This is a genomic window from Pseudomonas lini (genome assembly GCF_030812475.1).
GTDB classification, from domain to species: domain Bacteria; phylum Pseudomonadota; class Gammaproteobacteria; order Pseudomonadales; family Pseudomonadaceae; genus Aquipseudomonas; species Aquipseudomonas lini_A.
On sequence record NZ_JAUSSR010000002.1, the window covers coordinates 500,694 to 524,403 of the forward strand.

Annotated in this window: 16 protein-coding genes; 4 read left to right on the forward strand and 12 right to left on the reverse strand. The window is 60.0% G+C overall.

Annotated features, from left to right (window positions below):
* Positions 1–123 precede the first annotated feature (123 nt).
* Positions 124–4,971, forward strand: a complete 4,848-nt coding sequence (locus J2W17_RS06050) for a dermonecrotic toxin domain-containing protein (RefSeq protein ID WP_307330726.1) — start codon at positions 124–126, stop codon at positions 4,969–4,971.
* A gap of 60 nt (positions 4,972–5,031) precedes the next feature.
* Here the strand turns inward: J2W17_RS06050 and J2W17_RS06055 are convergent, their stop codons facing one another.
* The 8 genes from J2W17_RS06055 to J2W17_RS06090 form a co-directional block, all read right to left on the reverse strand.
* Positions 5,032–7,416, reverse strand: coding sequence for an efflux RND transporter permease subunit (locus J2W17_RS06055; protein ID WP_307330730.1), 2,385 nt, complete (start codon positions 7,414–7,416; stop codon positions 5,032–5,034).
* A 28-nt stretch (positions 7,417–7,444) separates the two neighbouring features.
* A complete protein-coding gene (locus tag J2W17_RS06060; protein WP_307330733.1) occupies positions 7,445–8,518 on the reverse strand; it encodes a WD40/YVTN/BNR-like repeat-containing protein in 1,074 nt (357 codons plus the stop codon).
* Between the two features lie 1,084 nt (positions 8,519–9,602).
* Complete coding sequence (gene pepN / locus J2W17_RS06065) at positions 9,603–12,260, reverse strand: aminopeptidase N (RefSeq protein ID WP_307330736.1); 2,658 nt, start codon at positions 12,258–12,260, stop codon at positions 9,603–9,605.
* A gap of 10 nt (positions 12,261–12,270) precedes the next feature.
* The gene (locus J2W17_RS06070; protein ID WP_307330739.1) at positions 12,271–13,101 is read right to left on the reverse strand and encodes a DUF2797 domain-containing protein; all 831 of its coding nucleotides are present in this window, start codon (positions 13,099–13,101) and stop codon (positions 12,271–12,273) included.
* Positions 13,098–13,358, reverse strand: a complete 261-nt coding sequence (locus J2W17_RS06075) for a YeaC family protein (RefSeq protein WP_307330742.1) — start codon at positions 13,356–13,358, stop codon at positions 13,098–13,100. Before J2W17_RS06075 ends, J2W17_RS06070 begins: the two co-directional genes overlap by 4 nt.
* Positions 13,359–13,392: 34 nt before the next feature.
* Positions 13,393–14,262, reverse strand: a complete 870-nt coding sequence (locus J2W17_RS06080) for a rhomboid family intramembrane serine protease (protein ID WP_307330744.1) — start codon at positions 14,260–14,262, stop codon at positions 13,393–13,395.
* Complete coding sequence (locus tag J2W17_RS06085; RefSeq protein WP_307330993.1) at positions 14,259–15,233, reverse strand: metallophosphoesterase; 975 nt, start codon at positions 15,231–15,233, stop codon at positions 14,259–14,261. Before J2W17_RS06085 ends, J2W17_RS06080 begins: the two co-directional genes overlap by 4 nt.
* Positions 15,230–16,120 carry an NAD(+) kinase gene (locus J2W17_RS06090; RefSeq protein ID WP_154848855.1) on the reverse strand — a complete coding sequence of 297 codons (891 nt, stop codon included), beginning with the start codon at positions 16,118–16,120 and terminating at the stop codon, positions 15,230–15,232. Before J2W17_RS06090 ends, J2W17_RS06085 begins: the two co-directional genes overlap by 4 nt.
* Before the next feature lie 108 nt (positions 16,121–16,228).
* On the opposite strand from J2W17_RS06090, the gene J2W17_RS06095 reads away from it, so the two are divergent.
* Complete coding sequence (locus tag J2W17_RS06095; RefSeq protein WP_307330752.1) at positions 16,229–17,179, forward strand: DUF1853 family protein; 951 nt, start codon at positions 16,229–16,231, stop codon at positions 17,177–17,179.
* A 130-nt stretch (positions 17,180–17,309) separates the two neighbouring features.
* Here J2W17_RS06095 and J2W17_RS06100 read toward each other — a convergent pair whose 3' ends face one another.
* Positions 17,310–18,593: an arsenic transporter gene (locus J2W17_RS06100; protein ID WP_307330755.1), complete on the reverse strand. Its 1,284-nt coding sequence runs from the start codon at positions 18,591–18,593 to the stop codon at positions 17,310–17,312.
* Between the two features lie 150 nt (positions 18,594–18,743).
* Entirely contained in the window at positions 18,744–19,304 is a 561-nt protein-coding gene (locus J2W17_RS06105; protein ID WP_150767660.1) for an NADPH-dependent FMN reductase, read from the reverse strand.
* 173 nt (positions 19,305–19,477) lie between these two features.
* Between J2W17_RS06105 and J2W17_RS06110 the strand changes: the two genes are divergently transcribed.
* Together J2W17_RS06110 and J2W17_RS06115 are read left to right on the forward strand one after the other, a co-directional pair.
* Positions 19,478–19,738 (forward strand): hypothetical protein, encoded by a 261-nt coding sequence (locus J2W17_RS06110; protein ID WP_307330763.1) that lies wholly within the window; start codon positions 19,478–19,480, stop codon positions 19,736–19,738.
* An 88-nt stretch (positions 19,739–19,826) separates the two neighbouring features.
* Entirely contained in the window at positions 19,827–20,720 is an 894-nt protein-coding gene (locus J2W17_RS06115) for a LysR substrate-binding domain-containing protein (RefSeq protein WP_307330766.1), read from the forward strand.
* Here J2W17_RS06115 and J2W17_RS06120 read toward each other — a convergent pair.
* On the reverse strand, positions 20,686–21,300 hold the full coding sequence (locus J2W17_RS06120) for a GNAT family N-acetyltransferase (RefSeq protein WP_307330769.1): 615 nt from the start codon (positions 21,298–21,300) through the stop codon (positions 20,686–20,688). The two genes, J2W17_RS06115 and J2W17_RS06120, sit on opposite strands and share 35 nt — an antisense overlap.
* A gap of 14 nt (positions 21,301–21,314) precedes the next feature.
* Positions 21,315–23,570, reverse strand: coding sequence for an Orn/Lys/Arg decarboxylase N-terminal domain-containing protein (locus J2W17_RS06125; protein ID WP_307330772.1), 2,256 nt, complete (start codon positions 23,568–23,570; stop codon positions 21,315–21,317).
* Between the last annotated feature and the right edge of the window lie 140 nt (positions 23,571–23,710).

A 23,710-nucleotide genomic window follows, 5' to 3' on the forward strand; every position in this document is an offset into this window, starting at 1 on the left:
GTAGCGGTACCCCAATACCGCACTTGTGACCACGAAATGCGATTTCCTTGCCGGACCGATCATCGGTCCGCACTCCCGGCAGCCACGCAGGCACCGGATTGAAACAGGAAAAAGGATCTCGTCATGCCCGACCCGAACACTCTCGCCATATCCACACTCCCGAGCCAATTGGCCGCCCAGGCCGTACATGAACGCTTCGCCAATCGCCCGGCGCTGTTCTCAGTGGTTTTCAATGCTCTGCGCAATCGAATTCTGGAACACTATCCAACCCTGGAAATGGACTTGCGCCTCGTCAAGCTGGCCAGCCCCCATCCATCTGGCGGATGGGCCTTCCAACTGTTGAGTAATGTCGCTACCAGGCATGTACTTAACCCGCAACTGTTGGATCTAAGCCCACAGCGGGAATTGCCGTTCTACCTGACTCAAAAAATACCCAGCCGCCTGAGGACTTCGACACCGCCCTACACCATCGATATGCAGGTCATCGCCAAAATCATCGACGCGCTGCCATCTACGATCCACATATATTTCCAGCAGGCGCTGGCCGACTACTGGAGCGAGGCCGACGCCCAGGGCAACAGCCGTTGGCAATGGCTCGGGGAGTTTCTCCACGGTCAAATGACTGCCGCAGCAGCGTCGCGGTCAGACCTGACCCAAACACAGCGGGACATGCTGTCGCACATCGCCAGTTCGCCGCAGCGACTCAAAAGACTGTCCGGGTCAACGCCTGCCACCTTTGTGTATTTCATTGAGACCACGCTCACCCGTTCCGGGAAAGAAGTGCCCCTGCTGACACCAGACCTGCTGCTGGTACGCGACAAACATGTGCTGCTGTATAGCGTTGCCGGGGGTATTGAGGCGTTTGACTCCATCGATGCGTTCGGCGAAGCCTGGGGCATGCGGATGCAGCGCCAGTTCGAGTTCGACAGCATGACCTGGCGGCGCAACGAGCCCGACGCCGATGTGTTCGAACAACAAGCCGCGCTTATCCTTAATCAGCAACTCGAAGACCTGGGGACATTAACGTTTCAGGGACCCAGCGAAAGAGCGCTTGAGCAACGCCTGGAACAGCTCACGGACCCGGCCCTGCTTTTCACCAAATTCCCCGCGGCCAGCCCCGCCCTCCTCCAAAAGGTCAACAACCAACTGCCCGAGTGGCTCAAGCAAGCCGACGCCGGCGACCGTTTTGCCTACCACCGTCATCTGCAGGACATGGCCCAAGTGTTGAAGCAGAACCAGGGCCGTTCATACAACGAAGGCATTAAAGACATCCACAGCTTCAGCCGCGAAGCGTTGCGCAAGCAGATGCAAACAGATCATGGTGATCATGATCCCGACGACGTGGGATTGGACTTCTCCGTGGCCGCCGGCTACCCGGGCGGTGCGGGTGTTATCGACCATGTGCGGATGTCGCTGACGGAGCTGGCCCCGAAAAATCTCGCCGGCAAACCCAAGGGCACGCTGAGCCTCTCTTCCAAAAGCGGCCAGTCGCTTCCGCAGTGGCTCGATGAGGATTATCTGGTGGGCCGCCGGGGATTGATCCAGCGAGTCGACATCGGCACCACCTACCCGCAGAAAATCAAGGACCTGTTGCTGTCCGATACGGCCGACGCCCGGCAACGGGAGACATTGTTCGCTCGCGAACTCAAGGTGCGGTTGCCGATGCAGGCGCTGGAATACAAGATCAGACACCAGAACGGGGTCTCTGCCAAGGGCTACCATCATGTGAAGGCCCTGCTGGGTGAAACGGTTGCGGACAGAACCGTCGACGGCCAGGAGATCGTTATGCGGCCACTGGCCCTGTGCAGAAAATCCGGTGCCACACCCGATACCGTAAACAACATTTTTATTATCGAACCCCGTGACACCAACGTCGGCCCGCACCTGCTCTATCGACCGCTGTATGCTGACTGCCTGTACGAATTCCCGACCCGCCAGGCCTTGCTGGACGCCATTGCCGCACCGGGCGACCTGCAGAACAGCGTGCTGACCTGGCTCACAGACAAGGCTCGTCCCATTTTTGACCACGGCGGAATCAAAGAACCGCACATCGTTCGCTTCACGCTCGGGGATGAGTTCGGACCGTATGAAAAACCCGCGCCCGCGACCCTGGCAGGCGATGAGGGGGCCACAGAATGGTTGCAGTCGCTGGTCAACGGCCAGCTGCTCCACGATTTGTTCGGCAGTACCGCACGGGCGCTGGTCGACCTGGCTGATCGCGAGTCGGTGTCCAACAGCGAAAGCCGCTGGGCCATTGTGCTGGAAGGTGCGTGGCTGCTGTTCAATACCCTGGTGCTGCCGTTGGTCCAGGGACCGGCCATGCTGGCCGGCTGGCTTGTGGTATTGGTCAGCAGTCTGGAACAGGATGTGACAGGCCTGGACAGCGATGACCCGACCACCCGGGAACTGGCGTTGATCGACCTGTTGCTTAATACCGCGATGGTGTTACTGCACGTGGCCGCGCCTTCGAACAGAACCCGCCAGCCGCTGCACGAACAAGCCCCGCTGGACAACGTGCTGCAGCTGGCCTCCTGGCGCCGTCCGGCAGGCTTGCCCCATCCGCAAAATCCGCCGGTGATACGTCATGGTCCGGTTGCGTTACCTGGCGAACCGCCAGCCACCGGGCACACGGCATTGGACTTCAGCCGCTCCATCGCCAGCGCGAAGGCTGGCGCGAAATTGCTCGACGCCTTGCTCGCCGTCAATGTGCCGTGGCCCGACACCCTGCCGCCTCCAGAGACCAGCGGTGCCCTGAAGGGACTGTACCGGATCGGCGACCTCTGGCATGCCAGCGTCGGCGGGCTGCTGTTCCAGGTCAGCGTTGTGCCCGGCTTCGCCGAGGTCTATCTGGTCGATCCAAAACACCCTGACCATCCCGGCTTCAAGCTTGCCAGCGACGGCCAGGGGCACTGGCGACTGGATCGCGGCGCAAAGTTGGCGGGCGGCATGGAAAAGGAGAGGTTCCAGGCTTGGCACGACAAGCACGTGGATCGCATCAATGCGCTACGTGCAGAAATCGGCAGGCTCATATCAGAGGTCGTCCCTCTGTCCGCGGCCACTGAAAGCGCCTGGATGGCACTGGATACTGCCGGCACAATCATGGACGAACAGCACAAAAACTTGAGGCAGCTTTTCGTATTGCGGGGCAATGCGATTGAGGCACTCAGAGAAACGATCACGGCACGCCATGAGCAGCAACGGTCGATTACGGCGCGGTCCAAGGTGCAATGGGACATCGCATTCGATAACTTCAATAGAGCATTCCGGGCCGAGTGGCCTTTGTCGCGCAGGCTCATCGACAAACAAACCGAGCTGATGGAGGCCGACAGGACAAACGCCGTATACCGCCAGCATCGCGATGAAAGAGTCCTGCTCCCCTTCAAATATTGGGAACAGATCTATCTCTTTCTACAAGATGAAGGCCGCTACGTGAGTCAGTCCGAGCGTGGCGAAAGCTCCGCTGAGCTCCAGGCCCATGCTAATGATCAGTTGAATGCAGGCATCGCAACCGCCTATGTGGAGGTCATCAACCAGACAAAGACTCGCTATGAGATAGAAACAAGGAAAACCGAGCCCGCGCAAGAAATAGAAAGAATCCTTCATGGGGCAGACCACATCCTGCGTAAAAAGCTATTGGACAGTGCGCCTTCCGCCAAATATATAACCGCCGAAACCGTGAAACAGAACGAATTGCTCTTGCTTATCGTACTGGCGCTGGATCACGCCTGTGTTTCTCAAGAGCCGTCAGAGCGATACTTCGTTAATCAGATCTCCAACAGAGAAGTGCATCAAAGCATCATTGGGCAAATGGAAATGCGCTCCAGCTCAGGTTACTCAACGACCGAGCAGATGGCCGTCTTCAAGGATGCTCTGGAGCACTACGAGCGTATGCAGAACGCCATCAATTCATTAACCGAAATGAATTCCGGTTGGGTGCGTGACGAATTTCGAACACCGTTTCTGGAGCACCTGAGAGAGGCCCGTACCAGCCTCGAAACACAACTGGCAGACTTGATCCTCAGTGACCGGGGCTTTGCCCCGACGCCAGCACCAGACAGACCCACCCATGTGAAACCCGCCACCAGAAAAGTCATCAAGACCCGCAACAAGGGTAGCCGGGTGGGCGACTTGCGCCCACGCGAACCTGGGGATCCGGGCAGTTTTGTCGACATCAAAGACCCTATCACCGGTGAGACTGTCGCCACTTACCTGGAACACGCCAGCGAAGGGTTTTGGCAAGAGGTGGTGACTGCGCGCCCGCCCGAGCCGGCTCCCGCACCTGCGGTTCGCTCATTGAAGAGCATCAAAACGGAAGCGGAGACGGTCATGGGCAAGCGCGCGGAAATTGAACGCAGTATTCGCTTTCAACAAAAAAAACTTCAAGATCCCAGCCGACGCGAAGGCGTCGATCCGCGAGATTGGGATGTCATGCTGACCCAGCATGCGGAAAAACTCGAAGCTCTGGCCGACGAAATCAAAGGCAACCATGCCGCGGATACAAACGCCGCCAAACTGGAGAGCACTTATCGTGACGAGGCGAAGGCCGTGAAACAACTGGCCTACCAGCTTTGCGGCGAGGGATACAAGCTACAGCGCCCCCAAGATTCCAATGTCGAATATCTGTGGGATCACGGCTTTGTCGATATCAACCTGGTCCGCAGTCGCATCCCTTTGAAGGCGGGTGACTACCTCACCGAGTATGCCGTGCGCGACAAAAACAAAATAAAAGAAGGGAAAAAGGGCGAGGAAAACGTCTTATGGTATGCACACTTCCATTATAAGGCCGCCGGCTCACCAAAATCCCCTCCTGAATTCGCTCATTTAAAGACGAAAGAGGAGCGCAAATTTACCCGCAAAGAACTGATCGAACGGGCCCGCAAGGACAACCGCGCGCTGGTCAATATGGAAAAAGCGGAAATCGAATTGTCCTTGGCTGAAAAACTTTTCCTGATACTTGAGCCATTGCCGTAAGCGAAATAAAAAAAAAGCAGCCTGGGCATTAAGCCCGGGCTGCTTTTTTGCGCTTGCAGATCAGTGAGCAAACAACGAATTGCCTTTCTGCCCCGCCAGTTTCTCCGGCTTGATCAGGAACCGCGCCAGCGCTGGCAGCAGCCACAGAGCGCCGAACATGTTCCACAGCAGCATGAAGGTCAGCATCAGACCCATGTCGGCCTGGAATTTGATCGCCGAGAAGATCCAGGTACACACACCGATCGCCAGGCACAGGCCGGTGAACAGCACGGCTTTACCTGTGGACTTCAGCGTCTGGTAGTACGCCTCTTGCAACGGCAAACCGGCACGCAGGAAGCTTTCGAGGCGGCTGTAGATGTAGATGCCGTAGTCCACGCCGATCCCCACCCCGAGCGCCACCACTGGCAGGGTCGCCACTTTCACGCCGATGCCCATGAACGCCATCAGCGCGTTACCCAGCACCGAGGTCAGGACCAGCGGCAGCACGATGCACAGGGTCGCCGCCCAGGAACGGAAGGTGATCATGCACATGGTCGCGACGCAGATGTAGACGAGGATCAGGATGGTCAGCTCGGATTCCTTTATCACCTCGTTGGTGGCGGCCTCGATCCCGGCGTTACCGGCAGCGAGGATGAACTCCAGGCCGTCCTTGTTGTTCTCCTTGGCGAACTCCTGCACCGCATGCACCGCGCGATCCAGGGTTTCGGCCTTGTGATCATTGAGGAATACGAGCACCGGTGCCAGGGAGCAGTTGTTGTTATACAAGCCGTCAGCGCGGGCGATGGAGTTGTTCAGCACGTCCGGGTTGCGTGACAGGGTTTCCCATTTCAGGTTGCCCTCGTTCATGCCCTTGATCATCTGCTTGGACACGGTCACCAGCGAGATCGCCGACTGCACGCCCTCGGTGTTCTGCATCTTCCACATCAGCTCGTCGATCGGCGCCATGGCTTCGTAGCGCGAGCAGCCTTCGGATTTGGTCTTGACCATCACCACCAACACGTCGGAACTGGTGGAATAGTTACTGATGATGAAGTTGTTGTCCTGGTTGTAGCGCGAGTCCGGGCGCAGCTCCGGCGCACCCTGGTCGAGGTCACCGATTTTCAGGTTCTGGCTGTACCACAGGCCGCCACCGAAGGCGATCAGTGCCAGGGCAATGGACACCGGGGCGACTTTCGGGCTGGCGAAGTTCGACAGCAGGCGCCAGAACGGATGTTCGCGATGCGCGTCTTTCTTGCTGCGTTCAACTGCGCGTTTACTGATGCCGACGTAGGAAATTGCCACCGGCAGCAGGATCAGGTTGGTGAATACGATCACCGCGACGCCGATGGACGCGCCGATCGCCAGTTCACGAATCACGCCGATATCGATGATCAACAGCGTGATGAAACCCACCGCATCCGCGAGGATCGCAATCATCCCCGGCAGGAACAGCTGGCGGAAAGTGCGGCGCGCCGCCGTCAGGGCGTTGTCCGCTTCGCTAGACTGCAAAGCGATGCCATTGATCTTCTGCACGCCGTGGGAAATACCGATGGCGAAGATCAGGAACGGCACCAGCATCGAATACGGGTCCAGCCCGAAACCGAAAAAGTGCATCAGGCCCAGCTGCCAGACCACGGCCACCAGGGTCGTGCTCAGCACCGCCACGGTGCTGCGCATGCAGTTGGTGAACCAGTAAAGCAGGACCAGGGTAATGACGAACGCCACGCCGAAGAACATCACCACCATGACCAGGCCATCGATCAGGTCGCCGACCTTCTTGGCGAAACCGACGATGTGGATCTGCACATTAGGATTCTGGGCTTCGAACTTGTCGCGGATCTTTTCTTCCAGCTCATGGGAGAACTTGCGGTAATCCAGTGCCAGCAGCGTGCCCTGGTCCTGCGGGTCCGGGTAGGATTCCAGCAGCGGGATGTCGACGATGCTCGATTTGAAATCGTTGGCCACCAGGCGCCCGACCTGCCCGGACTTGAGCACGTTGTTGCGCAGCAGGTCGAGGCTTTGCTGGGAACCGTTGTAGCTCTGGGGAATCACTTCACCACCGGCGAAGCCCTCCTCCGTCACTTCGGTCCAGCGCACGCTCGGACTCCACAGCGACTTGAGGCCGGAACGGTCGACGCCGGAGATATAGAACACTTCGTCGTTGATCTGGCGCAGGGTCTCCATGTACTCCTTGGAGAAGATGTCGCCATCGGTGGCTTCGACCGAGATCCGCACGGTATTGCCCAGGTTCGCCAGATCGTTGCGGTGCTCCATCATCTTTTGTATGAACGGATGATCGAGCGGGATCATTTTTTCGAAACTGGTGGACGGCCGGATCAGCGTCGCCTGCCAGAACAGGAAGACACTGACCAGCAGGCAGATGAAGATCACTGCCGGGCGGTTATTGAAAATCAGGCGCTCGAGGAACGTCGCCTTGTCGTGATGATGACTGCTCAAGGATGTCATAGACCCGCCTTCTTATTATGTGCCCGGCTCATTTGGACGCCCCGTTTTTTCCATTCTCTGCGCCGGCGCCGGTTGGCGAGGTGAGGCGAATGCCGCCCTGTCCTGCCAGAATCAGATTGCCGTTGCCCGTCCCGGTGACGGCCGAAACGGAAATGCGATCCGGGCGATTGAACACGCTGAAGGTTTCGCCGTTGTCGTTGCTGCGGATCACCGAACCACCGTTGCCGACGATCACGATGGAGCCGTCATCGAGCAGCGTGGCCCCGGACAGGCCGAACTCGAGCGCGCCGCGAGCAGCCTGCAACCCGACCTTCTCCCAGGTGCTGCCGAAATCCGTGGAGCGATACAGATTGCCCCGTAGTCCGTAGGCCAGCAGGGTGTTGGGCTGAGCGGTGCCGATCACACCGAACAACGAGCCTTCATAGGGGCCTTCAAGTTTCTCCCAGGTCTGGCCACCATCGGCAGATCGGAACATGCTGCCCTGCTCGCCAACGATGAACAGCCCGGCATCCTTGACGGCCGCGATGGCGTTGAGGTGGAACTGGTCTTCGTTATCCAGGCGGTCGCTGGCGTCTTCCCAGTGCTTGCCACCGTCGGTGGTGGCCATCAAGGCACCGTAGGCGCCTACGGCAAAGCCACTGTTGACATCCTGGAACCAGACATCGAGCAGTGGCGATTCGCGGTTCAGGTCTTCAAACTGCCTGGTCCAGCTGACACCGCCGTCTTCGCTGGCAAGGATCTGCGCGTCATGGCCCACAGCCCAGCCGTGTTGGTCGTCGACGAAAAATACCGAGGTCAGCAGTTGCCGGGTCGGCACCTTGGCCTGGGTCCACGTTGTGCCCTGATCATCGGAATACAGGATGTGCCCGCGATCCCCGACCGCCACCAGGCGATTGCCCGCGTGCACGACATCGAGCATCAGGCTTTTGCTGGCCTTGGCGGATTCAACGGAATAGACCACATCGGATGCCGGTACCGCGGCGGCCAGAACAGGCGCGGACAGCATGGCACAGCTCAACAGCGAGAGCGCTGTAGCCAGCAACGCGAATTTGCGAAGTGCCGGCGGGCGGCAGATACCCACACCCATGACAGGCTCACTCATAGACCTTCCCCCATTATTATTGTTAGGTCGTTCAACCTTTCTGGGCGCCGCGAGGGGTGCATCGGGATTGCCTGTTCAGGCGCATGGTCCTGAAACCCGCAATCCAGAGCCCCTTCGGAAGCTGGCTTTATCCTATCGGGGTTTGGAAAGGTCTGACAATCGACGCCACGTTATGTTTTGTTAACCAGGGAGGGTTGGGGGGAGGATGAATGATGGGGTATCAGGTGGGGTGATTGGCGGGTGGTGGTTGGTTGGTGTACATATCCGTTGCTGCGGTAACGGCCGCTGAAGGTTCCGCTCTTACAGCGGGTCACTTGGAAAAGCGCCAAGTAACCAAGCGCTCTTGCCCCTTTCGTTCGGTGCCTCGCCTAGGCTCGGCATGCCCTCGCTCCGGTCCTGCTCCGTGGGCCCGCCGCCATCGGCCATCCATGGCCGGGGGCGGCTAACCCGGCATCCATGCCGGGTTGCCCACTGCGCAGAACCTCCACTCGGCCTCTCGATGGGACGGGCACCGCCAAAGCCAAAGCGAGGCGGCCTACCGGCCGGCCTATCCTTTGAAGCGTACGCGTCCCCCTGTAGGAGCGAGCTCGCTCGCGATGGACCCAAGAGCGCCGCGTTTAACCAGTAAACACGCGTTATCGTTAACGACCATCGCGAGCAAGCTAGCTCCTACAATGGATCGGCGTACACCCGCGCTCTTCACCACTCATCAGGCCGAGCGTTAGCTCGCCTGCAGCTCTTGATCTTGATCCACCCGCCCCTTCGGGAGGCTGAGTGGAGGTGTTTATCCGGGGAGTGGCGCGCAGCGCCGTTCGACGCAGTCGAACACGCTGCATGTAGGTCGTAGCGAAGCAGACCGGAGGGCAGTGTCCCCGGATGAATACCGGAGCGAAGGAACCCCGAGCTTTAGCGAGGGGCCGGACGCCGGGGCGAGCCTTTTTGGGTACTTTTTTGGCGTTTGAAAAAAGTGCCTCGCCGTAAGGGCGAAACCATAGGCGGCCGTTACCACACCAACGGATATGTACTCAATCAGCGAGAGCTTGGTCGGCCCAAAGGCCGCCAAGATCAAGAAAAGAGTGCAGAATCAAGCCAGGCTCTTGCTGACCACTTCAAACACGTCGCTGGACAATTGACCCGAAGCACGAATCCGCTCCAGTTCCCCTTTCATCAACGCCTGACGCGCGTCATCGTATTTGCGCCAGCGAGTCAACGGCGCCAATTGCCGGGAGGCGATCTGCGGGTTGAACCCGTCCAGCTCGATCACCAGATCGGTCAGGAACCGATACCCGGAACCGTCCGCCGCATGGAAGTTGATCAGGTTCTGCCCGGCAAATGTACCGATCAGTGCCCGGACCTTGTTCGGGTTCTTGATGTTGAACGCAGGATGCTGCATCAACTGGCGAACCCGCTCCAGACCACCCGGCAAGGTGCTGCCGGCCTGGACGCTGAACCACTGATCCATGACCAGCGGATTGTCCTTGAAGTGCTCGGCAAAACTCGCCAGGGCGGTCGCCTTCTGCTCCTCGAACGGAGAGTTCACCAGCACCGCCAGCGCGGTCAGGCGCTCGGTCATGTTGTCGCTGGTCTCGAACTGCTCGAGCGTCGCCGCCAACACTTCCGGCTTGCCGGTGAGCATCAGGTACGACAGCGCAATGTTCTGCAAAGCGCGACGCGCGAAGTGCTCGGCTTCGGCGACATAGGGGGTCTGTTTCGAGAGATCGCGATTAGCCTGGTAACGCAGCCACAGCGCCTCGAACAAGCCTTCCGCCAATTGTTGACGGACAAACTCGCGGGCGATGTGGATCGCGTCGACGTCAGCCACTTCGCTGATCTCGGTCAGATAGGCTTCGCCCGGCAGCGAGAGCATTTCGGCGACCATCGCCTGATCCAGGGTCTCGTCCGACAGCACCGTGCGCAAGGCGCAAATCAAACGCTGGTCGAGCACCAGCGTCTCGCCCTTCTGGTGATCGGCGATCAGCTCCTGCAAGACCTGAACCGACAATTGCTGACCGGCATCCCAGCGATTAAAGCCGTCGCTGTCATGCTGCATCAAAAACATCAGCTGGTCGCGATCGTACGGAAAGCTCAGCTTCACCGGGGCCGAGAAGCCGCGCAGCAATGAAGGCAGTGGTTTTTCAGCAATGTCGACAAAGGTGAAGGTCTGCTCGGCTTCGGTCACCGAAATGACCCGCGATGTCCCTTGAGCAGTGGCTTCGCCGCAAAGGCGCAGGGCAATCTCCCCGCCCTTGCTGTCCAGCAGGCCCAATTCGACCGGGATCACGAATGGCAGCTTTTCGACCTTGTCCGGGGTTTGCGGGCAGCTCTGGCGAAAGGTCAGGCTGTAGGTTTTCGCTGCGGCGTCGTAGGACTCGCTCACCGCCAACCGCGGCGTGCCGGCCTGGCTGTACCAGCGCTTGAACTGGGTCAGGTCGACCCCGTTGGCGTCTTCCATGGCCTTGATGAAATCGTCGCAAGTCACCGCCTGGCCGTCATGACGTTCGAAGTACAGGTCGCTGCCTTTGCGAAAGCCGTCGGCGCCGAGCAAGGTGTGGATCATGCCGACCACTTCAGAGCCCTTTTCGTACACGGTCAGGGTGTAGAAGTTGGAGATCTCGATGAAGCTGTCCGGGCGCACGGCGTGGGCCATGGGACCGGCGTCTTCGGCGAACTGGTGGGTGCGCAGGTAGGCCACGTCCTGGATGCGCTTGACCGTCGCCGAGTTCATGTCGGCGGAGAAGCCGGAATCGCGGAATACGGTGAAGCCTTCCTTGAGCGACAACTGGAACCAGTCGCGGCAGGTCACGCGGTTGCCCGACCAGTTATGGAAGTATTCGTGGGCGACGATCGCCTCGACCCTCTGGTGCGCGGCGTCGGTGGCGGTTTCGGCCTTCGCCAGCACGGCGCTGGAGTTGAAGATGTTGAGGCCCTTGTTTTCCATGGCGCCCATGTTGAAGTCGTTGACCGCAACGATCATGAAGATGTCCAGGTCGTATTCGCGACCATAGACCTCTTCGTCCCAGCGCATGGACTTCTTCAGGCTGTTCATGGCGTGCTGGCACTTGTCGATGTTTTCCGGCTCGACGTAGATGCGCAGCGCCACGGAGCGCTCGGTCATGGTGGTGAACGTGTCTTCGACGCACCACAGGTCACCGGCCACCAGCGCGAACAGGTAGGCCGGTTTCTTGAACGGGTCTTCCCAGGTCGCCCAGTGCCGGCCATCTTCGCCGGGACCCGAGGCAATCGGGTTGCCGTTGGACAGCAGCACCGGATAGCTGTGCTGCTCGGCGACGACCGTGGTGGTGAACGTGCTCATCACGTCCGGGCGGTCGAGGTAATAGGTGATCTTGCGGAAGCCTTCGGCCTCGCACTGGGTGCAGAACATCGTGCCGGACTTGTACAGGCCTTCCAGCGCGGTGTTGGTTTCCGGGTGGATCCTGACGCTGGTGTCGACCGTGAAGGTGGTGCTGGTCGGCTGCAGGGTCAGGTCATTCTCCGTCAGCTGATAGTCCGCAAGGCCCAGCTCACGATCAGCCAGGGTCACCGACAGCAGTTCGAGTTGCTGGCCGTCCAGCACCAGCGGCGGCAGGCCAGGCCCACGCTCGGGATTGCGGCGCATCACCAGTTGCGCATGGACCAGGCTGTGGTCCTCGAACAACTCGAAGGTCAGGTGCGTCTCGTCGATCAGGTATTCGGGGGCCTGATAGTCCTTCAGGTAAATCATCTTCGGTTGTTCGGTGCGCATGCTGGAGTCCTTACTGATGCACGGCGAGCTGATAGGCCGTGTACTTGCGAATATTGATCACGCCGGTGTCGAAAATCAGGTATTGGCCCTTGATTCCCAACAGCGTGCCTTCGGCAATCGGGTTCTTGTCCAGGTTGAAACTGACAATCTTCGCCGGGTATTGCTCGATCGGGTAGCGGATTTCGAGCGGTTCGACATCGGCAATAGTCTGGATTGCCTGCAGGCCGAATCGTTCCTGCAAACCTTGTAAACCGTCGGCGCAGCTGTCAAACAGCTGATCGCGAACCTGGGCCAGGTCCACCGCGATCGCATCGCCCTTGAGTAAAGCACGCCAATTGGTCTTGTCCGCCACCTGGCTGCGAAACAGGTCTTCGACGAAGCCCGACTGCTGGCGGGTCGAGACGCGCATGATCGGCAGTGCCTGACTGGCGCCCTGATCGATCCAGCGGGTCGGCAACTGGGTCGCACGGGTAATGCCGACCTTCACCCCCGACGAGTTGGACAGGTACACGATGTGATCGGTCATGCAGAACTGCTCGCCCCACGCCGGCTCCCGGCATGTGCCGGCGTCATAGTGGCAACGCTCCGGGCTCATGATGCAGAGGTCGCACTGCGCCAGTTTGGTCATGCACGGGTAGCAATAACCCTGGCTGAAACTGGTTTTGGTCTTGCGTCCGCAGTGGGAGCAGAAGATCGCCCCCAGGTATTCCAGGCGCACCGTGGTGCCGATCAAGGGATTGACCGGTACCTCGACCTCGTCCAGACGAAACGCGTATTGCACGTTCGGCCCGTCCAGGCGCGCCGACATTTTGCTGATTGCACCGCGGCCGATCTCGATCAATGGACAGCATCCGATTTGAACAGGATATTGGGCACTTCAATCGACTTGGAGCTGCATTCCTGCGGGCCCATGTAACCGGTGCGCTCATCTTCGGGCAGGTTCTGGATTTCCCAGGCGATCATCGCTTGCAGCGACAGTTCCCGTTGTTCGGCGGTGAGTTTGCCACCGTCGGACCATTTGCCGATTTCCACCGCCAGTTTCAGGCTCTGGTAGATATCCGGGGTGATGTTTTTGATCATTTCGTTAAAAGAGGACATCAAGGTCTCCGCGTTCTTCAAGACACAACTGAATTTAGACAGCCAGTTTACGGCGGTTGTACAAACCACCCAACAGACCGGTGAGGCATCCGATGAGTAACCCGCTGACGTGGGCCGCATTGGCGATTTCACCGAAGCCGATCATCGAGACCAGCCCGGACAGGCAGAGCAGCAGCCACACCAGCATCATCACCAGCACGCCACGCGGCAGGCGATAGGCCGGATTCGGCGACAGCATCTGGAAAATCCAGCAATGCCCCAGCAGACCGTACAGGACACCGGACAATCCGCCGAACAGGGTCGGACCGCTGAAAACGAACTGGGTATAGTTGGACACCAGGCTGAACAGCAAGGTCAGGCCGATCAGGTTGATGCTGCCCTGGCGCGACTCGATGCGCCGCCCCAGTTCCCAGTACCACATGCCGTTCATGGCCAGGTGCAGGATGCCGAAATGGATCAGCATCGGCGTCACCAGGCGCCACCACTGCCCCGCCGCCAGGCTGTCGGCCAACGGCACGAAATGGAGGTAGTCACCAACGATGCGGAAATCGAGAAAGGTCAGCCAGCGCATCGTGTCGAAGTTTGCGCCCAGCAGCGTCACCGCGCCGACCAGCAGGCTCAGCACCAGCACCAGTGCCGTCGCCCTGGCATGGCGCAGTTGCTCGACAAAACCGGGGCGGCTGGTGGTTGGCGCTACGGGGATGTCCAGTTGTTGATCGGGATCGCCCGCCGGGAAACGTTCGTATAACGAACGCACGTCTTCACTGATGTTCGCCGGCACCCACAGTACCTGCTCCCCCGCCTCTTCACTGACCCGATGCGGCACCTGCATGCGTTGCAGCAACTTGACGAAGCCACTCAGATCCACCGCCAGGGGCAGGCGCAATACGGCGACGGCACTCATTGCAACACCTCCGGACGCTCGACATCGACCCAGACGAATTTATGCGGGTCGAGGCGGGTTTCCTGATCCAGGCGATAGGCAACCAGTTTGCCGTAGAGCACTGCGCTGTAGTCCAGGCAGGCCAGGTTCGGCCGGATCGGCGCCGGTTTGCCGCTGCGCCAGTAATGACCGACAAACAGCAGAGGTTCATCGGCGCCATAGCGCAGCAAGGTGTTTTTTTCTGTGGACGACAAGGGGGTTTGCGCCACGGGCTCTGGCAAGGCATCAGGCTGGAACACGATGTCTCCGTAGGTTTGCGGATCGTCTTCCCAGAACTTGGTCCGAAAGAACGACCGTGTCAGGCCATCGCCGCTGGTCATGGTCAGCCCATGGGGCAAGCGCATGTCGGTGCCGCGCAGCAAGCGATCGAATACGGTGCAGGCAAAGCTGCCGGGCAACGCCGAGGCCTGGAGGAAATGCTCATCGACGCAACCGTTGGAGAACAGCGCCCGCAGCGGTTCGATCAGGCCGGCATCCCAGCAGGCATGCACGACCCGGAAGCGCCCGGCATCGATGAACAAGGGCAATTCATAGAACCATTGCAGGAAGTCGTGCCAATCCGCGGGGTGGTGTTCGAACTGGGTCAGGGTCTCGTTGAGCAGCCGGGCATGGCGCGGCGTGTGTTCACGGACGTATTGCTTGCCGCTGCCCGGCAGCGCCGGGGTGCTCCAGCCCAGGGCGTTGAATTCATGGTTGCCCATGATGCACAGCGCCTGGCCGGCCTCGACCATGTCGTGGACGATGTGCAGCGCCTCGCGAATCCGCGGGCCGCGGTCGATGATGTCGCCGACGAACACCACCATGCGCGACGGATGCCGCCACACGCCGCCTTGTTTTTGATAGCCGAGTCGGTCGAGCAAGTGCTCCAGGGTCAGGGCGCAACCGTGCACGTCACCGATCAGGTCGTAGCTTCGCGCGGGATCGAGCATCAGTCGCCTCCACCACCCAACCGGCTGCCCCAGCCGAGCTTGGTCCGGCACACCTCATAGTAGTTGTGGTCGAGTGGATGAATCAGCCGCAACTTCTGCGCTTTCTTGTTGATGGTAATGGTGTCGCCGGGCGCGCAGGTGAAATGGTTCTGCCCGTCACAGGAGACTTGCGGGTAGATCTGCATATCCTTGGACACGACGATTTTCAGCTCACTGTTGCCATCGACCACGATCGGCCTGCCAGACAAGGTATGGGGGTACATCGGCACAATCACAATGGCGTCGAGCTTGGGGTGCATGATCGGGCCGCCCGCCGACAGCGCATACGCCGTCGAGCCGGTTGGCGTGGAGACGATCAGGCCGTCGGCCTTCTGGCTGCAGACGAACTGGCCGTCGATGTACAGCTCGAATTCGATCATCCGCGTCGATTTGCCCGGGTGCAGCACCACGTCGTTCAGCGCATCGCCCTGGCCAATCGCCTCGGCATGGCGGCGGACTTCGGCCTGCAGCAGGAAGCGGTTTTCCACCAGGTAGTGGCCGTCGAGCACTTCGGCGACTTTCACTTCCAGTTCATCGGGGCGGATATCGGTGAGGAAACCCAGGCTGCCGCGGTTGATGCCCAGCACCGGGATATTGTGTCGGGCCAGCGCGCGAGCGGCGCCCAACAGGCTGCCGTCACCGCCGACCACAATCACCATGTCACAGACTTCGCCGAGCATCTTGCGGGACGAGGTTTGCAGGCCATGGCCGGGCAAGACTTCGGCAATGGTGTCTTCGAGGATCACGTGCAGGTGACGATCGAGCAGAAACCGTTTCAGTCGGCGGACGGTATCCAGCACCTGGGAACTGCCCAGGCGACCGATGATGCCGATATTACGAAATTGCTCCATGGGGTTCCTGCGAGGCCGGCGAAAAACACGATTATGGGCGAAAGCGCGGGATAGACAAAATCCTTTCAGCCACAACGGTGTACTCGCGATTGAGGCTATGCTCGCAAGATGATCCTATTTCCTGATTTGCTTCAGTTACCCCACCAGTTGCGCCACCCTGAAGTGCGCGACCTGGCGTGGGTCATCCTCGCGCCGCCCATGCTCGGCGATACGCCGTGGCCGCAACGCCATCCGCTGGCCGGCAGTGACTGGGTGCAGGCGCCGCAGCGGCTGGAGCAGTGGCTGCGGCAGCTCGATCGCGACAGTTATGACTTGCTGCACTGGCTGGCCCAGGCCCGGACCCGGCGCCTGGGCTTGTATTATGAACGTCTGTGGCAGTACGCGGTGCGCCACGCACCGGGCATTGAACTGATCGCCGCCAACCTGCCGATCCGCCGCGAGGGTCACACCCTGGGTGAACTGGACATGTTGCTGCGCGATCGCGACGGCGTGCACCACCTGGAACTGGCGATCAAACTCTACCTCGGCCCGCAGAACGGCAACGGCCACGACACCGCGCAGTGGCTCGGCCCGGGCTGCCACGATCGGCTGGACCGCAAACTCGCCCACCTCAGCCAGCACCAATTGCCGATTTCCGCTCGCCCGGAAAGCCGTGAGGTGCTGGAAGCGCTGGATATCCAGCAGTTCAGTGCGCATTTGTGGCTGGGCGGCTATTTGCTGTATCCATGGCCGGGGCAGTCAGTCCCGCCTGAAGGCGCACATCCCCAACATTTGCGCGGCAGCTGGTTGCATCAGAAGGATTGGGCGGACTTTGTCGTGCAGCGTCCCTTCGGCCGCTGGCAACCCCTGCCCCGCCACGCCTGGCTGGCGCCAGCCCATTATCCGGTGGAGCAGACCTGGAGCACCGAGCAGCTGGAGGTGTGGCTCAGCGAGCTGGAGCCGCAGGCTCCGGCGCAATTGCTGGTGCGACTGGTGGAGAATGGCGATGGGGACTGGGAGGAAGTGGAGCGATTGTTCCTGGTGGCGGATCTCTGGCCGAATGTGCCCGGTAGTGGCTGAGATCTGTAGCGCCCGGGCCGGCCCTATCGCGGGCAAGCCCGCTCCCACAAGTTTCTCAGGTGTACACGAAACTTGTGCACACTGGAGATCACTGTGGGAGCGGGCTTGCCCGCGATGGGGTCGACCCGGTCTAAACGGATAACCGCAACGCCAACGCCGCCAACGTCGCCAACAACACCGGCACCGTCAACACAATCCCGACCTTGAAGTAGTACCCCCAGCCAATCCGGATGTTCTTGCGCTGCAACACATGCAGCCACAACAACGTTGCCAGACTGCCAATCGGGGTGATTTTCGGCCCCAGGTCACTGCCGATGACGTTGGCATAGATCATCGCCTCCTTCACTACCCCTGCTGCCTGGCTGGCCTCGATCGACAACAACCCGATCAGCACTGTCGGCAAATTATTCATCATCGACGACAGCAGCGCCGTCAGCACACCGGTGCCCATGGCCGCGCCCCAGATACCGTATTCGGCAAAGCCGTCCAGCCAGCCGGCCAGATAACCGGTGAGCCCGGCGTTGCGCAGGCCGTAGACCACCAGGTACATGCCCAATGAAAAGATAACGATCTGCCAGGGCGCTTCCTTCATGACTTTGCGCGTGGATATCTTGTGGCCACGGGCAGCGATGGCCAACAGCAGCGCTGCGCACACCGCTGATATGGCGCTGATCGGAATGCCCAGCGGTTCCAGGGCGAAGCAGCCGAGCAACAGGATCGCCAAGACCGCCCAACCGGCAACAAACGTCGCCTTGTCATGGATCGCCGACGCCGGATGTTCCAACTGCTCGGGGTCGTAGTTTTTCGCAATGTCACCCCGGAAAAACCACATCAGCATCGCCAGGGTCGCCGCAACGCTCACCAGGTTGACCGGGATCATGACCGCCGCATAACGATTGAAGGTGATGTTGAAGAAGTCCGCGGAAACGATGTTCACCAGGTTCGACACCACCAGCGGCAGGCTCGCGGTGTCGGCGATGAAGCCGGCGCCCATGACGAATGCCAGGGTCGCCGCCGGAGAAAACCTCAGGGCCAGCAGCATGGAAATCACGATCGGCGTCAGAATCAACGCTGCGCCGTCATTGGCGAACAACGCCGCGACCAGCGCTCCGAGCAGCACCATGTAAGCGAAGAGTTTGCGTCCACTGCCCCGGCCCCAGCGCGCCACGTGCAGCGCCGCCCAGGCAAAGAACCCCGCTTCGTCCAGCAGCAGGCTGATAATGATGAGCGCGACGAAGGTGCCGGTGGCATTCCAGATGATCTGCCACACAATCGGGATATCGCCCAGGTGCACCACGCCGCAAATCAACGCCAGCACTGCGCCCAATACCGCACTCCAGCCGACGCCGAGGCCATTGGGTTGCCAGATCACCAGCGTGATGGTCAGCAGGAAAATCAATGACGCAATGAGCATGCACAGCGGCCTTCAAACAGGGGGCTAAAGCGCTGATTCCGGGAGCAACCCCATTCCTGATGCAGGAGCAAGCTTGCTCGCGAAGGTGTGTCAGCCACATAGGTGTCGATTGACACACGATCGCGAGCAAGCTGGCTCCTACAGGGTTCTTCACAATTTCTTGTGCTGCTCGACCCATTTTCCGTAGGCATTGATGAATTTCTGCAGGAACGGCTTGACCGTCTCGGACAGCTTCCCCGCCTCGTCGAACGCCGAACCGGCGCCGCTCAAGTAGGCTTCCGGCTGCTGCATGCAGGGTACATCGAGGAACACCATGGACTGGCGCAGGTGATGGTTGGCGCCGAAACCACCCACCGCACCCGGTGAAACACTGATCACCGCCCCCGGCTTGCCGCCCCATGCGCTCTGGCCATAGGGGCGCGAACCGACGTCGATCGCGTTCTTCAACGGCGCCGGTACCGAACGGTTGTATTCGGGGGTCACGAACAGCAACGCGTCGGATGAGCTCACTTGTTGTCGGAAAGTGCTGTAGGCTGCCGGCGGTGAAGCGCCATCGATGTCTTCGTTGTAGAGCGGCAGGTCGCCGATTTCGATGATGTTCAGCTTGAGATTCGCTGGCGCCAGGTCGGCTAAAGCCAAAGCGACCTTGCGATTGATCGATTCCTTTCTCAAGCTGCCGACCAGTACGGCGATCGTGTAGACATTGCTCATGGAAGATTCTCGACTGTCCGATAGAAAGAGCTAGTAGTTATAGATGACGATTCAAGCAGCGGGCCACTAAAACACCGCCCCTGACTATTTTTTTCCAGCAGGAAAACTTACTTCGCCCAACCACGGTCTACCAACCCGCAATTGAGTGATTTTTCTCCAGAGGTTCTAAGCAGATGGCAGCAGTACTCGTCGGTCAGTTCCATGCAAGAGACGCGGAAGGCCGCGTTTATCTCGTGCATGAGTTCCAGGACTCCACCCCGTCGGCAGACGGTCTTACCGGCTCGGTGCCTGTCACCACCTATAAGCTGGCCATTGGCGATCGAATGAAAAAAATCGACGACAACCGATTCCAGCTGATTCAATCGGACGTCACTATCACCCGCGAACCTGACACTTATGTCGGCCAGCTGCCGGAACCCACCGTCGCCTCATAACCTGCCGTTATGAGCAGAAGTCATATGCGCGCACTTGGGTTAGGATTCAGTCACTGACTCCTTCACCTGCCGAACATGGACTTCACGCATGCGTTTACGTCATATCGAAGTGATCCAGGCGCTGTTGCAGACCGGTCACCTGGGCACCGCCGCCGAATGGCTGCAGTTGCCGGTGACCGAGGTTGAACGCATTTTGCGCGAGGCCGAGGATCAGTTGGGCTTCATGCTGTTTTCCAGCGTGCGTGGACGCCTGCAGGCCACGCGCGAGGCGCGGGCGCTGCAGGTGGAAATCGCCCACGTCTATGACGCGCTCGAGCCGGTCCAGCGCCTGGCCAGCAGCCTCAAGCAATATCAAGCCCCGCCCCTGCGCATCATTTGCACCCCGCCCCTGGCACAACAGTTGTTGCCACAGAGTATCGCGATCTTGCGCCGACGCCTGCCCGACGCGCCTTGCAGCCTGCTGAGCCAACCCACCCGTGACATCGTCCGAACCCTGCTGCTGCGCGAAAGCGATCTGGGCCTGAGCCTGCACGACCCCGATCATGCCGACATCCATTGCCAGGCGATTGCCCAGGGCAAACTTCAGCTGCTCGCCCCCCATGGCTGGCTGCAACCGAAACAGAAGTACATCTCGCTGCAGGACCTGGCGGGTCAATCGATGGTGGGGCTGGAAGGTCATGATCCGTTGAGCCCGGCGCTCGACCACAAACTGCACGCGTTACGCCCGTCACCGGTGATTCATACCCGGGTGCAGACTCACCAGATGATGCGCAGCATGGTCGAGGCCGGCGAAGGCCTGGCGATCGTCGACCCGTTTACCGCGCTCGGCGCCAGGACAACCGGGCTCGATGCCTGTCCGCTGGCACCCGCAGTGCCGATCAGCCTCTATGCCCTGACCCTGAAAAACGGCGAACCGTCGCTGGCGGTTCAGGCATTACTGGACATCATTACGGAACAAGCCGCGGCGATGCTGGCCAGTTAGAGGGATTTTCCAGCGGGTTGTCGAACAATCGATACCAGAACAGTGCGACTTCGGCGGTGTTCGGATCGATGCCGCGATAGCGCAGATGATCGATCCCGCCCACCACGAAGCCGCAGCGCTCATAGAGCCGACAGGCGCCCAGGTTATTGTTCTGGGTTTCGAGCATGATGCCCGGCAGTTTTTTCTTGCGACTCCAGAACTGCGCCACATCCAGCAGCGCCTTGGCCACGCCATGTCGGCGGGCTGGCGCGTGCACCGCCAACTCATCGATATGGGCAAAGCCGTTCCAGTTGGTGCTCACCACCAGATGCCCCACCGGCTCGTCATCGAGATAAGCCATGAAAATCTCGCTGTCGGCCGCCTCGCGGTAACTGCCGAACTCTTCGGGATCGATGCCGTAGCACTTGCGGTAAGGCGTTATGGGCGTCACCGGCCAGCGTTCCACCGGCTTGCCGATGTCGGCGGCGCCATAGGCGGCGACTTCAAAACTGAAATCACTGCCCCAGATATAGGCAGCGAAACCATCGTCGGCAACGCGCACCGACAGCCCTGGGTATTGCGGATTCATGACCGGTTGCATACTGGGAAAGGTCCTCATTCCTTGATGCAATCGACGGTGTAATGCCGTCCATTGCCCTCGTCTTCGTGTTGCAAGCCATGCACATCAACGACAAATCCCGGGAAACTACTGTCGAACGTACGGGCAAACGCCAGGTAATCGATGATCGAGCGCGTCGACTGGGTAAAACGTTCGCCGGGCATGATCAACGGAATCCCCGGTGGGTACGGCACCAGCATCACCGCGGCGATCCGCCCGTCCAGATCATCGATCGACACCGCTTCGACGTCGCCACGCACCAACTGATCATAGGCGTCAGATGGCTTTATGGCGATTTCCGGCAGCACGGTGTACATGCGTTTGAGGTGTCTGGCCGTGGCGTTGCTGCGGTAGCAGGCATGCAACTGATCGCATAGATCGCGCAGGCCCATGCCCTGATAGCGCGTGGTATTGGTTTGCGCCACGCACGGCAGGCAGCTGGCGAGACTGACGTTGGCATCGTAGCTGCGCTTGAATTCCAGCAACTCGGTCAGCAGTGTGCTCCATTTGCCCTTGGTGATGCCCATGGAGAACAGCACCAGGAATGAATACAGCCCGGTCTTCTCGACCACCAGGCCACGTTCCCAGAGAAATTTGCTGACCACCGCCGCCGGAATTCCGCGTTCGCTAAGCGCTCCGCCTGCGGTCAGGCCCGGCATGACCAACGTGACCTTGATCGGATCGAGCAATACGTAATCGTCGGTTACGCCGCCAAAACCGTGCCAGTCAGCTTCGGGTTGCAGCAACCAGTCTTCGGTGACGACACGGTCGATGCCTTCCACCGACGGAGGCTGCCAGATGGAAAACCACCAGTCATCAGCAGCAATGTGCTGCCGCAGATTGGCCAGGGCCCGCCGAAAGCTCAGGGCCTCGTCGAACATTTCCTGCAACAGCGACCGGCCGGCCGGCCCTTCCATCATCGCTGATGCAACATCCAGTGACGCGATGATGCTGTACTGCGGCGAGGTGGAGATGTGCATCATGAACGCTTCGTTGAAGCGATCCCGGTCCAGCTGCCGGGCGCCGCCGTCCTGGACGTGAATCATCGAGGCCTGGCTGAATGCGGCCAGCAGCTTGTGGGTTGAGTGGGTGGTGAACACCAGCGGGCTGTCTTCACTACGGGAAGTGCCCATGCCATAACGCCCGGCGAAAAACTCATGGAACGCCGCATAGGCGTACCAGGCCTCGTCGAAGTGCAAGACCTCGACGCTGTTGCCCAGGTTCTGCTTGATCAGCTCGGCGTTGTAACAGAGCCCGTCATAGGTGGAGTTGGTGATCACCGCGAGCTTGACCTTGGGCGCCCTTCCCTTGGTCAACGGGCTGGCGTCGATCTTGGCCTGGATCGACTCGGGGCTGAATTCGCTCAACGGAATCGGGCCGATGATCCCCAGTTCGTTACGCTCCGGACACAGGTACAGCGGAATGGCCCCGGTCATGATGATCGAATGCAGCACCGACTTGTGGCAGTTGCGATCCACCAGCACCAGGTCATCCCGGGCGACCATCGAATGCCAGACGATCTTGTTGGCGGTCGAGGTGCCGTTGATGACGAAGAAGGTATGGTCGGCACCGAAGTTGCGGGCGGCACGGGCCTCCGCTTCCGCCAGGGGACCGGTGTGATCGAGCAGCGAACCCAGTTCCGGCACCGACACAGACAAATCCGAACGCAGGGTATTTTCCCCGAAGAACTGGTGGAACGCCTGCCCGACCGGACTCTTGTGGTACGCCACGCCCCCGCCATGACCGGGGGTGTGCCAGGAATAATTGGAGTCGGCGGTGTGTTGCACCAGGGCCTTGAAGAACGGTGGCAGCAGACCGTCGAGGTATTTGCGCGCGGCGCGGGCCACCTGGCGCGCGAGGAACGGCACGGTGTCTTCGAACAGGTACAGAATGCCGCGCAGTTGATTGAGTTCAGCCATGGCATCGGCCGGGGCATTCTCCAGGGTCACCTGTTCACCCAGGGCGAAAATCGGCAGGTCCGGCGCACGTACCCGTGCCAGGCCGATCAGCTCGGCCATATTGTGCAGCAGGTGCGAGTCTGCATTGGCGTCCTCGGCGGCGATCAACATGCACGAGAGACCGTGATGAGTCGAGGCAACCAGGCGCCCCTCGGTGTAATTGACCGCTGAAACGATGCTGAAACCTTCCTGCTCCAGCTCCCGGGCGATGCCTCGCACACGGTCACCGGCGACGGTGTCGGCCTTGATGTCGCGATGTACGATCAGGACCGGGAATTTCAAATCTTTATACATGAGGCTCAGTGTCCTGAGGCGGCGGGCCGTGGCCTGCCAATCACCTCAGGGTAGAGGGTTCGGGCGCATGTGGCGAGTGCGGCGCCCTGAAATGGGTCATTGGGCGAGGTATGCCCGATTGAAGATCAAAAAGATCGGGC